Source organism: Cytobacillus sp. ABV4_503, assembly GCF_056158445.1.
Window position 1 is genome coordinate 4,160,222 of record NZ_JBSWTH010000001.1, and the last position, 11,826, is coordinate 4,172,047.

The 11,826-nt window shown below is 42.9% G+C and carries 12 protein-coding genes; 5 read left to right on the forward strand and 7 right to left on the reverse strand.

Translation table 11 applies throughout. The features are described from left to right. Positions 1 to 33 precede the first annotated feature (33 nt). Together ACXAD1_RS20975 and ACXAD1_RS20980 are read right to left on the reverse strand one after the other, a co-directional pair. Entirely contained in the window at positions 34 to 1,209 is a 1,176-nt protein-coding gene (locus tag ACXAD1_RS20975; protein WP_474910882.1) for an acetyl-CoA C-acetyltransferase, read from the reverse strand. 39 nt (positions 1,210 to 1,248) lie between these two features. Next, positions 1,249 to 3,630, reverse strand: coding sequence for a 3-hydroxyacyl-CoA dehydrogenase/enoyl-CoA hydratase family protein (locus tag ACXAD1_RS20980; protein WP_474911337.1), 2,382 nt, complete (start codon positions 3,628 to 3,630; stop codon positions 1,249 to 1,251). Positions 3,631 to 3,898: 268 nt separating this feature from the next. Between ACXAD1_RS20980 and ACXAD1_RS20985 the strand changes: the two genes are divergently transcribed. From ACXAD1_RS20985 to ACXAD1_RS20995, 3 genes are all read left to right on the forward strand, one after another. Beyond that, positions 3,899 to 4,030: a YuzL family protein gene (locus ACXAD1_RS20985; RefSeq protein ID WP_019383262.1), complete on the forward strand. Its 132-nt coding sequence runs from the start codon at positions 3,899 to 3,901 to the stop codon at positions 4,028 to 4,030. A 158-nt stretch (positions 4,031 to 4,188) separates the two neighbouring features. Then, positions 4,189 to 4,461 (forward strand): hypothetical protein, encoded by a 273-nt coding sequence (locus tag ACXAD1_RS20990; protein ID WP_206840267.1) that lies wholly within the window; start codon positions 4,189 to 4,191, stop codon positions 4,459 to 4,461. Between the two features lie 15 nt (positions 4,462 to 4,476). Continuing rightward, positions 4,477 to 4,824: a spore coat protein gene (locus ACXAD1_RS20995; protein ID WP_206840266.1), complete on the forward strand. Its 348-nt coding sequence runs from the start codon at positions 4,477 to 4,479 to the stop codon at positions 4,822 to 4,824. A 91-nt stretch (positions 4,825 to 4,915) separates the two neighbouring features. Here the strand turns inward: ACXAD1_RS20995 and ACXAD1_RS21000 are convergent, their stop codons facing one another. From ACXAD1_RS21000 to ACXAD1_RS21020, 5 genes are all read right to left on the reverse strand, one after another. Continuing rightward, the gene (locus ACXAD1_RS21000; RefSeq protein WP_206840265.1) at positions 4,916 to 5,161 is read right to left on the reverse strand and encodes a YusU family protein; all 246 of its coding nucleotides are present in this window, start codon (positions 5,159 to 5,161) and stop codon (positions 4,916 to 4,918) included. Beyond that, positions 5,154 to 5,918 (reverse strand): IucA/IucC family C-terminal-domain containing protein, encoded by a 765-nt coding sequence (locus ACXAD1_RS21005; protein WP_474910883.1) that lies wholly within the window; start codon positions 5,916 to 5,918, stop codon positions 5,154 to 5,156. Before ACXAD1_RS21005 ends, ACXAD1_RS21000 begins: the two co-directional genes overlap by 8 nt. Beyond that, entirely contained in the window at positions 5,915 to 6,739 is an 825-nt protein-coding gene (locus tag ACXAD1_RS21010) for an ABC transporter ATP-binding protein (RefSeq protein ID WP_206840263.1), read from the reverse strand. Before ACXAD1_RS21010 ends, ACXAD1_RS21005 begins: the two co-directional genes overlap by 4 nt. Before the next feature lie 83 nt (positions 6,740 to 6,822). Next, positions 6,823 to 7,878, reverse strand: coding sequence for a FecCD family ABC transporter permease (locus ACXAD1_RS21015; RefSeq protein ID WP_206840262.1), 1,056 nt, complete (start codon positions 7,876 to 7,878; stop codon positions 6,823 to 6,825). After that, entirely contained in the window at positions 7,878 to 8,879 is a 1,002-nt protein-coding gene (locus tag ACXAD1_RS21020) for a FecCD family ABC transporter permease (RefSeq protein WP_206840261.1), read from the reverse strand. The genes ACXAD1_RS21015 and ACXAD1_RS21020 overlap by 1 nt, the downstream gene beginning before the upstream one ends. Before the next feature lie 226 nt (positions 8,880 to 9,105). Between ACXAD1_RS21020 and ACXAD1_RS21025 the strand changes: the two genes are divergently transcribed. Both ACXAD1_RS21025 and ACXAD1_RS21030 read left to right on the forward strand, forming a co-directional pair. Further along, entirely contained in the window at positions 9,106 to 10,074 is a 969-nt protein-coding gene (locus ACXAD1_RS21025; protein ID WP_206840260.1) for an ABC transporter substrate-binding protein, read from the forward strand. A gap of 226 nt (positions 10,075 to 10,300) precedes the next feature. Continuing rightward, positions 10,301 to 11,794 carry a spore germination protein gene (locus ACXAD1_RS21030; RefSeq protein ID WP_206840258.1) on the forward strand — a complete coding sequence of 498 codons (1,494 nt, stop codon included), beginning with the start codon at positions 10,301 to 10,303 and terminating at the stop codon, positions 11,792 to 11,794. Positions 11,795 to 11,826 lie beyond the last annotated feature (32 nt).

Below are 11,826 nucleotides of genomic sequence, written 5' to 3' on the forward strand. Positions count from 1 at the left end.
GCTCTGGCTTCTCCTCCGGATTATTGGTTCATATTATAAAAGCTCAAATACTCCAGCGGCGCCCATTCCGCCTCCGATGCACATTGTTACAACCCCGAATTGCTGATTGCGGCGCTTCATTTCATGGATTAGAGATAGAGTGAGCTTGGCACCGGAGCAGCCCAGCGGGTGTCCAAGTGCAATCGCCCCTCCATTAACATTTACTTTCTCTTCATCTAAGCCCAGCTCACGGATAATTTGAATGGATTGGGACGCAAAAGCTTCATTCAATTCAAACAAACCGATATCGGAAAGCTCCAGCCCTGCAAGCTTTAACGCTTTAGGAATGGCAACAACTGGACCGACACCCATGATTTCAGGAGGAACACCGCCTACTGCAAAGCTTCTGAATTTAGCCATTGGCTTCAGCCCAGAAGACTCCGCCTTTTCCCGGTCCATTACCATCACAGCTGCAGCTCCATCGCTTGTCTGCGAGGAATTTCCAGCTGTGACACTGCCGGTTACCGAGAATGCCGGACGCAATTTTCCGAGTGTTTCAACTGTAGAATCCGCACGGACGCCTTCATCCTGGCTGAACTGGATTGTTTTTTCTGTAAGCTTATTGTCTTTTCCAATGGATCTAAACGTTACGTCTACTGGCACAATTTCATCTTCAAATTTGCCTTCCCGGATTGCCTGCGCAGCCCTCTGATGACTTCTGACCGCAAATGCATCCTGGTCTTCTCGTGTAATGCCATACTTCTTTGCAACTTCTTCAGCTGTATGTCCCATACCCATATAGTATTGGGGAGCTGTTTCGGCCAGTTTGGCATTCGGGCGGACTACATGCCCCATCATTGGCACAAGGCTCATAGATTCCGCTCCGCCCGCAATGATTGTATCTGCATGGCCAATCATGATTTTTTCAGCTGCATAGGCAATTGCCTGCAGGCCTGAAGAACAATAGCGATTGATTGTTATCCCCGGCACTTCATGTGAAAGTCCTGCAAGAGCTCCGATATTCCTTGCCATGTTCAGACCCTGTTCTGCTTCAGGCATTGAACAGCCGATAATTAGATCATCGATATTTCCTTCATAATTTCCTGCGCGCTTAAGGGTTTCCTTTACTGCAAGTGCACCTAAGTCATCCGGCCTGACGTTTGCAAGCGTACCTTTTTTGGCTTTTCCGACCGGTGTCCTGGCACCTGCAACTATTACCGCTTCTCTCATTACGTTCCCTCTCTTTCTCTTAATGTCCTAATCTATCATTTAGTTGCGCAATGGCTTTCCTTTTAAAAGCATGTGCTGCATACGCTGCTGAGATTTCGGTTCAGCCACAAGACTAAGGAATGCTTCCCGCTCCAGATCAAGCAGATATTGCTCATCTACTTCTGTTCCATATGGGACTTTTCCGCCTGCAATTACATAAGCCAGCTTTTTAGCGATTTTAAGATCGTGCTCTGAGATATAGCCGGAATAAAGCATTGCCTGAGCTCCAAGCAGAAGTGTTGCATATCCTGTTTCTCCGACAACCGGCACTTTTTTGCGGACTGGAGGCTTATAGCCTTTGTCATGAAGAGCCAGTACAGCCTGCTTTGCATCATAGAGAAGATGGTCTCCATTCACACTGATTCCATCAGCAAGGTTCAGGAAGTTATTATCCCTTGCTTCTTCTCCTGATGTAGAAACCTTTGCCATTGCAATTGATTCAAAAACTTTATTGGCAACCTTTTGAAGGTCAAAATCAACACCATTTGGCATACTTTCAAGATGTTTGAGGTATAGCTCCTTATTACCGCTGCCTCCCGGAATCAGGCCTACCCCCACTTCAACAAGTCCCATATATGTTTCACTTGATGCCTGAATATGTGCTGCCGGCAGACAAACCTCAGCCCCGCCTCCAAGCGTCATGCCAAATGGAGCCGCAACAACCGGTTTCGCACTGTACTTAATTTTCATCATGGCATTCTGGAACTGGCGGACTACCATATCCAGTTCATATATATTGTCATCCTGCGCTTCCATGAGGATCATTCCGAGGTTCGCGCCTACACAGAAATTTTTGCCCTGATTCCCGATAACAAGCCCTTTGTAGTTCTTCTCCACTTCATCCACTGCAAAGTTGATCATTTGGATAATATCCAGTCCAATGGCATTGCTTTGCGAATGGAATTCAAGCAGTGCAACACCATCGCCTAGATCAATCATGCTTGCACCGGTATTCTTTTTAATTACACCTTTTTGCTTCTTTAACTGTTTCAAATTGATTGCTTTAGGGTTTTCCTCAATCAATCTGTACTCGCCATTGTGATAGAAATATTGCTTGCCTTCCTCTTCTTTATAGAAAGAATCAAATCCTTTTTCCAGCATATCCTTTACCCATGCCGGCACTTCCTCACCTGCATCTTCCATCTTCTGAACAGATTTCCCTACACCAATGGCATCCCAGGTTTCAAATGGCCCCATTTCCCAGCCAAAGCCCCATTTCATCGCTTTGTCTATTGCTGTTACTTCATCAGCTATTTCGCCGAGTAATTGCGCCGAGTAAAGAAGAGCCGGACTCAGGATATTCCACAATAATTGGCCTGCACGGTCATCTGAATAGACAAGCGCTTTCAATTTTCCAGAAGTGCCTTTTTCCTGCTTGCTCAATTCCGTGGAAGCTGTCTTAAGCTTTTTGCGCGGACCGTATTCCAGAGATTCAGGATTCAGCTCAAGAATCTCTTTGCCCTTTTTCAAGAAAAATCCTTGCCCTGACTTGCTTCCAAGCCAGCCTTTTTCCTGCATCACTTTCATAAAGCCCGGAACTTCAAATACATCCTTTTCTTTCCCGTCCACCTGGTCATAAACATTGTTTGCCACGTGTATAAATGTATCAAGCCCTACAACATCAAGTGTTCTGAATGTAGCACTTTTTGGCCGGCCAATCAGCGGTCCGGTTATGGAATCTACTTCACCGATACTGTACCCGCCCTTTAGCATCTCCTGCACTGTAACCAGCAGGCCATAAGTTCCGATTCGATTGGCGATAAAGTTTGGTGTATCTTTTGCTTCAACTACTCCTTTTCCCAGTACATCTTCTCCAAATTGCTTCATAAATGACAGCACTTCAGAAGAAGTCTTTTTAGTAGGGATGACCTCAAGAAGCTTTAAGTAGCGAGGAGGATTAAAGAAATGTGTTCCAAGAAAGTTTTTTTGGAAATCTTCCGAGCGCCCTTCTGACATTGCTTCTACAGATATTCCAGACGTATTGGAGCTGACGATGCTACCAGGCTTGCGGAATTGGTCCACTTTTTCAAAAACCTGCTTCTTTATGGCGAGATTCTCAACAACAACTTCAATAATCCAATCGACATCCTTTAGACGCTCCATGTCATCTTCAAAGTTTCCCGCCTCAATCAACGCAATGTTCTTTTTGGAAGTTAATGGAGCCGGTTTTTGCTTTAATAATTTTTGGCGGTTTCCTTCACTGATTCGATTGCGGACTGCTTTATCTTCAAGAGTAAGCCCCTTTGCCTTTTCAGCATCCGTTAGTTCGCGAGGAGCGATATCCAGTAATAATGTCGGGATTCCGATATTGGCCAGATGGGCTGCGATTCCTGAACCCATGACTCCGGAGCCTAAAACTGCCGCCTTCTTTATTTGTTGGATCAACTTTATTTCCCCCTTTAACTTTTTTGAATGAATACTCATTCATTTTAATCTCAAAAAAAATATGCTTCTCTTCTGAATGAGTTCTGTTAGTTATAACTATAAAATATTTGCAAAATTTACGCAATGATTTTAAGTGGAAATTTAGAAATGTTTTGAATTCTTTTAACGCCTCAGCTGTTATTTATATATTTTATGCGAAATGTAAATAAGTGTTTTGGACACTCTAAAAGGGAAACATTTTTTGTTCGTTACGGAGGTGAAAGAAATGGGAAAAATGAAAAAAGATCCTTCTAAAGCAGGTGTCAGCGCTGCAAGTGTCCAGGGAGATGCGGGTCCTACCGTTGAAAGGCAAGGGCCTAAAAAAAGGAATAGCCAAAATAATCAATATAAGCGATAACCTGCTGTTTAAAGGCTGGCTGCCGTCAGCCTTTTATAGTTTCCATTATGTATACAGGTGATTCATTTTCTGCAGAATAGTAAACGTTTTTAAGAGGAAAGATATCCTCGAAAAGAAATGCAGTTATTATAGCGCTAAAAGAATTGGAGGGACAATTAATGCAACAGCCAAATATGAATATGCAGAACCAGCAGGGCATTATGCAGCAGCCTCCTGCTGTTATTTCCACTAAGGATGCCCTTTACTTAACAGATATGCTTTCCTGGAACCTTCTCGCCTGTAAAAAAGCGCATTTTTACGCTCAGCAATGCCAGGACCAGGAGCTAAAAACACACTTCGAGCAATGCGGCCAAATGCATCAGCGACACTACGAACAGCTGCTTGTTCATTTAAACCAGCAAAATCAGCAAAGCTTTATGGGAATGCAATAGGAAGGAGCCTTGAAAATGAACCAGAACCAGAATCCAAATACGATTCAAAATCCTGAGACACAGGTGAATAAAACACCGCAAATGAATGAACGGGATTTTACGAATGATATTTTATCTACAGAAAAATATATGACTGATGCCTACTCTGTTGCCCTAAATGAGGCAAGCCATCAGAGCCTGTATCAGGATATTCTTGCGGCTTTTAACGAAACACAAAACCAGCAGAGAGAATTTTATAATCTAATGTTCAAAAAAGGCTGGTATAAAGTTGAAGCGGCTGACCAGCAGAAGCTTCAGCAATCTTATCAGCAATTTCAGGGCTATACAAATCAATTGCCATATGGCAATGGTCAGATGCAATAAGAAAGCTGCATTTAACAAGTGCAAAACATTCCTCAAAAAAAACCGCTGATTTTTTATCTGCAGCGGTTTTTCCAGATCCTAAAATTATTACCTATTTTTTGTTTCTAATCTCTTCATTCATTGTTTTAATTTCGGCGATCAGAGCCTTCATTTCCTCTTTTGCATCAGGGTATGTATCATTCCAATGTTTGGCTAGAGGCGGCATGGATTTCGCTATAAAAGAGTACAGCGCCCAAGCTTCAACCTTTTCTTTTAACTCCGGGGAGGTCTCTCCGATTAGAAGTTCGGTATATTTTTCAAGCAGGCCATCCAGCTGTTCCTTCAACTTCTCATTCATTGCGATCCTCCTTTATCCTGCAAGCCTGTGGACATGTTCCGCATCGTTTGCCGCTGCTGGTCAAATAGGAAAAGCAGCATGTTTTTCTTGGCCTCACTGTTTTGCCGGTACTTTCTATCAGTATTTTATTACTGTCAAATTTCTTTAAGGGATTAGTATTTCCGCAGCCGAACAAATTGCCAGAAGCCTCTTCAAGGATAAACTTAAAATCTTCAGCAGCCTGTTCCGAATGTGTTTCCGAAGGTAAAATCTTTTCATAAAGCCAGAACAGATAAATCGCTATATTCTCCCAAAGAATTAATTTAGAAACATTTGCTTCGTTTGCTATTCTATTCAATACCGGAAAGATATGGCCATTAAAAAGAGTTCCTACAGCATCCTCTCTCCAATTTTCCCTTTCCGTCTCAATACCTTTGCCTTGAAGGTGAATAAAACTAAAGCCGGGAAGCCATAGTCCATCTTGTTCCTGACTGACAAATGTTACATTTTCATGCCTGATATCCAATTTGATATTCCAGGACGTCATGCTATACAAGTAAATTACAGGCAGAAAGGCATATCTTTTAATTAATATAGAAGCAGCCGTTTTTTTATCAGCTGCTCCTATATGATTTTTCACTTTATCCAGGTATGAACCTGTCTGACCGGTATCCAGCAGCTTTTTCACTTCAATGGTTAAAGGAGACCGTTCTCCTGAATCCTGGGCAAGTCTGAACTGCCTGAGAGCTTCTGCCTGTTCTCCTGTTAATTTAATCATCCCTGGAATCCTTGCCCTTTTAAAATACATCTGCCTTTCCCATAAGGGATGCAGAGCGGTGTGCCGAATAATGGATCTATCGTAACCTCGCACTCCATGCCGAATACGGTTTTGACTAATCCGCAATTTATGACATGTTCGGGCTTGCCCTGAGCGAAAACCTTCTGATTCTTTATGGCAACAATATTATGGGCATAGCGGCAGGCCAAATTCAGATCATGCAGCACCATGACGATGGTACGCTTTTCTTTTTCATTTAATTCAAATAATAAGTCCAGTATTTCAATTTGGTGGGTCATATCTAAATAGGTAGTAGGCTCATCAAGAAGAATCGTATCAGTATCCTGAGCCAATGTCATGGCAATCCAGGCGCGCTGGCGCTGTCCCCCGGATAATGAATCGACAGTCCGGTCTTTTAATTCTTCCATGCCTGTGGCCTTTAAGGCATTTCTGACCTTTAATTCATCTTCAGTTGACCATTGCTTCAGCCATGTTTGATAAGGGTACCGCCCCTGTTTGACAAGCTGCAGCACAGTGAGTCCTTCTGGCGCAGAAGGGGATTGGGGCAGAATCGCCATCTTTCTGGCAACATCTTTGGTCGATAGTCTTGCTATAGCCTCACCTTCCAATAAAACGGCACCTGATTTAGGCTTTAGCAGCCGGGCAATGGACCTTAGCAATGTCGATTTTCCGCAGCCATTTCCACCGATAAATACTGTGATTTCTCCCTTAGGAATTTCCAAGTCCAATTCATTAATAATAATGGTGTCCCCATATGATAAGGTTAAGTCTTTTGTTGCGATCGCTTGCCCTGCTGTCATTTCTGCCCCTCTCCTTTTCGTTATTATCTATATCTATAGGCTATCCAGTTACTAATACGATACGAGTTTCAAGCTTTTCCAGCTTATGCGTTTCTTGTCTTGAAAAGCAGGTAAATAAAGTAAGGTGCGCCAATGCTGGCTGTAAAAACACCCGCCGGGATTTCAAGCGGAGAGAACAAAGTCCTGCCTATCAGGTCGGCTGCCATCACAAGGATTCCTCCAATCAGTGCGGAAGCCGGAAGCAAAGCGCCAAAAGCAGAGCCAACCAGCCTCCGGGCCATATGAGGAGCCATTAATCCAACAAAGCCTATTCCGCCGCCAAATGCAACAGCCCCGCCAATTAATGCTGTGCTGACCATCAGCAAAAGAAACCGGTATTTCTGTACTGTGCTCCCTACACCCTTTGCAATATCATCTCCAAGTTCCTGGATATTGACATTTCGTGCTAAAACAAACGCCAATACCAGAAACACGATTGTCCACGGGACCAAAATTGCGACATTATCCCAATTTGAACCGTAAACAGTCCCGGTGATCCAAATATTCGCCTGGCTTGCCTGGTAAATCGGCCCAAAGACCATCATCAAGGTGGTCAATGCCTTCATTAGGCTTGCAAGTCCGATCCCAATTAAAACAAGCCGTACTGGCGACACACCATCCTTATAGGCAAGAAAATAAACAAGGAAGGCCAAAATAGCAGCACCAGCAAAAGCTGCAAGAGGCATCCAATTAATACTTACAGTTAAGGCATTATTTTTATCACTAAAAAAAGCAAGAAAAGCCACAACTGCTACAGATGCCCCTCCTGTAATGCCGATTATGTCAGGAGATGCAAGCGGATTTCTGATAATTCCCTGCAGGATGCCCCCCGCTGCAGCAAGCGCTATTCCTACCATTAAGGCGACGATAATTCTTGGAAGTCTGAATGACTGAATGACCAGCCTATCCATATCCGAACCCCCGCCAAAGAATACCTGCACTACCTTCAGAGGGCTGATTTTCATTTCACCCGTGCCGGTGCTGATGACAAAAACTCCGGCAGCAGCTGCTGCCAATAATAAAAAAGTGATAAGTGCTTTCCGGTTTACTAAAAAAGAAATTCTATCGCTAAACAAACGCAAGTTATAATATTTTTTCATTACTGATTGAACCCCCTTCTGGCAATATACACAAAGAAAGGAGTTCCAATTACAGCTGTCATGACTCCAACAGGAACTTCCTGCGGCATGATGATATACCTTGATGCTATGTCCGCTACAAGAAGGAGCATCCCCCCGAAAAGGCCAGCATAAGGTATCACCCAGCGATGATCAATGCCGACAACTGCACGGGTTAAATGGGGAATGACGATGCCCAGAAAGCCAATAGGACCAGCAACAGCCACCGCTCCTCCTGAGAGAAGCACAATAACAATCCCCGCACCCAATTTCAGCAGTCCTGTTTTCAGGCCAAGCCCCTTCGCTACATCCTCGCCCATTGATAAGACGTTCAATTTCCCCGCAATGATCATCGAGAAGATCCAGCCGGCTAATAAATATGGGAATACAGCTGCGAGGGTCTCCAGCTTCCTCCCCGATACCGATCCTGCCAGCCAAAATAGCACCTGTTCCAGGGCAGTCTCATTAATAACGAGAAAGCCTTGTGTCATCGAAGCAAACATGGCACTCATCGCAGCACCGGCAAGGGTTAATTTCATGGGTGTCAGCCCTTCCCTGCCGATAGAGCCAATTATATATACAAAAATAAATGAAACAGCAGCTCCCAGAAATGAAACCCATGTAAAGACCTGCAAGTTACTAATTGAAAAGAGCGTTACTGTAATAACGACAGCAAATCCAGCACCCGCGTTTATTCCGAAAATCTCAGGAGCTGCAAGGGGATTCTTTGTCAATGTCTGGAGCAATACGCCCGCTATCGCAAGGCTTGCCCCTACCGACGCCGCAATCAAGGCTCTAGGCAGTCGGACTGATTGAATGATTATGTGCTCATTCGTTCCATCGAATTTTGTAAATGCATCAATTGCCATCTTCCAGGTTGTGTCAGTATATCCGTATACAATACTGAAAGACATTAATACTAGTAATAGCAGGATAGCTGCAATTAACCCAGCCCACCTTGCAGAATTTGTTTTTAGCTCCATAGATAATACCTTTCTTGCATCAAATAATAAAGTTTACTTATATTTTCAGTCTATTGTACGGGAGTATAGCTGTCAATGAGTTTGAAAATCATTTTCACTGATCATTTATCAAATTAAATGAAAATGATTTTCAATTACCTATTGACAATTTTAAGTGTCCACAGTACTATAAAAATGTCAAATGAAAATGATTATCATTAACAACGCAAAATTGGAGGAGTACATAATGAAATTCAAGTCTTTACTTGCAATTCTTTCAGTTTTCACTATCTTGTTCCTGGCTGCCTGCGGGAATAACAGCGAACAGGATGAGACAGCTGATAAGGAAAAAGAAGGAAACAAAACAGAAAATACAGGCTATACAGTTGAGCATGCAATGGGCACAACTAAGCTTGATAAAGCGCCTGAAAAAGTTGTTATTTTGACAAACGAAGGTACAGAAGCATTACTTTCCTTGGGTGTTACACCAGTTGGTGCCGTTCAGTCCTGGACTGGCGATCCATGGTATGAACACATCGCTGATGATATGAAAGATGTTCAGGTTGTGGGGACAGAAAGCGAAGTCAATGTTGAAGCAATTGCAGCGCTGCAGCCGGACCTTATCATTGGCAACAAGATGCGCCAGGAAAAAATCTATGACCAGTTAAATGATATTGCCCCTACTATTTTCGCTGAAACATTGCGCGGAAACTGGAAGGAAAACTTTGAATTATATGCAAAAGCACTTAATAAAGAAGAAGAAGGCCAAAAAGTCATTGCAGATTATGACAGCCGTATCGAAGAAATTAAAACAAGCCTTGGCGATAATTTAAACCAGGAAGTTTCCATTGTCCGCTTTATGGCTGGCGATGTCCGCATCTACCATAAAGACTCCTTCTCAGGCGTCATTCTTGATCAAATTGGACTTGCACGCCCGGAAAGCCAGAATGTAGATGACTTCGCTGAGGTAAATGCAACAAAAGAACGCATTCCTGCTATGGATGGAGATGTATTATTCTACTTCACATATGAAACTGGTGATGGCGAAGCAAACAAGCTTGCAAAAGAATGGATTGAAGATCCATTATTCAAAAACCTTAAAGTAGCACAGGAAGGCAATGTTCATGAAGTCAGCGATACCATCTGGAATACTGCCGGCGGCGTTATTGCTGCTAACCTGCTATTGGATGACTTAGAGAAATATCTAGTGAAGTAATGCTAAACTCGTGATTGCGCTCCCATAATACCCCCTCTTTTATAGGAGCTCAAATATATTAAAAGGAACCTGAACCAATCAGGTTCCTTTTTTATTTGTCCATATTACATTTTCCCCGCTATTACTGCCATACAACCAAAACTTTCTTTTTTTATTGCCTTCCATTCATAAGTTTTCCAAAACCGGCAACAATAAGCGTAATGCCAAAAATGATGGTGATTTTCCTATGAGAAAATGGTTGAAAAATAAGCGGATTAAAGAGGATATCCAGCATAAGGAATGGGAAAAATCCTTGATTAAATCCAAAGACTTCAAAAAAATCTTTTATTATAACCAAAAAACAAATGTGCGCTTTGGACTTACTTTCATGGCTACTTTAATTGATGAAAATATTATTCAGGATGGTGTTCTCCCCAATCTGCTTGAAGAAGAATTCAGGGAAATAGAGGATATTAAACAGCTTGTCCCTGTGGCCGATGTTCAGATTTGTGATGATCCTTCTCTAATCGAACAAAAGCTTTTAAATGGCTACGTCATGCTGACGATTGAGACAGAACTTAAACATTTCGGCTTTATAGCTGCACAAAAAGAAATCGTCAGGGGGCTAAGCCAGCCTGAAGTTGAATTTTCCGTTATCGGTCCTAAAGAAGCCTTTGTCGAGTCAATGGGCCAAAATTTAAATTTAATCCGGAAACGTCTGCCGGTAAAAGAACTGATTATTGAAGAATTCACACTGGGAAGCCTGTCAAAAACTTCAGTCGCTATCCTTTATATGGAAGATATCACAAATGAGGATAATGTAAACACTGTCAGACAGAGACTTACAAATGTGAAATTTGATGCCATTACAGACAGTTCCTATATTGTTCAGCTGATTAGTGATAACTCTAATTCCCCTTTCCCTCAGCTGCTTGATACAGAGCGGCCTGACAGGGTCGCGGGAATTTTGGCAGAGGGAAAAATAGCCATTGTGGTTGACGGTTCACCTCATGTGTTAATTACACCAACCACGCTTGTTGAATTTTTCAGTTCTTTTGAAGATTATTTTTTAAATTGGATTTTATCTTCTTTTTTCCGGCTCATCCGTTTGTTCGCAGTTGCGTTTTCCATACTGGTTACACCTATTTATGTAGCAACCCTTTCATATCATTATGAACTTATTCCAAAGGATTTGCTTAGTACATTAATTACATCAAGGCGGGAGATTCCACTCCCTCCGATTCTGGAGGCATTGTTTCTGGAGCTGACCATTGAATTGCTGCGTGAGGCAGGAGCCAGACTTCCGACCAAGGTCGGCCAGACAATCGGTATCGTGGGAGGAATCGTAATTGGGACTGCATCTGTAGAAGCAGGCTTAACGAGTAACGTCCTGCTCATTATTGTAGCTCTCGCCGCTCTCGCCTCCTTTACAACACCTGTATACAGGATGGGCAATACGATCCGTCTGCTGCGCTTTCCCTTCCTGTTTTTCGCAGAATTATGGGGCCTGCTCGGGATTGTATTTTGCTTCTGTTTACTGCTGACTCATTTAATACGGCTGACTTCACTTGGCAGGCCATTCCTTGAGCCGCTCTATCCGCCTCGTGTTGTGGATATGAAAGATGCCCTTATCAGGCTTCCATTTGAAAAGCAATCCAAAAGGCCGATATTTTTGCGGACAAAAAATCCAATCCGCTTCAGTAAGAAAAAGGCGGAAGAGAAAAAAGATATCGACGAATAATGCCAAATGTACCAACTTAAATGGAGGTGAAC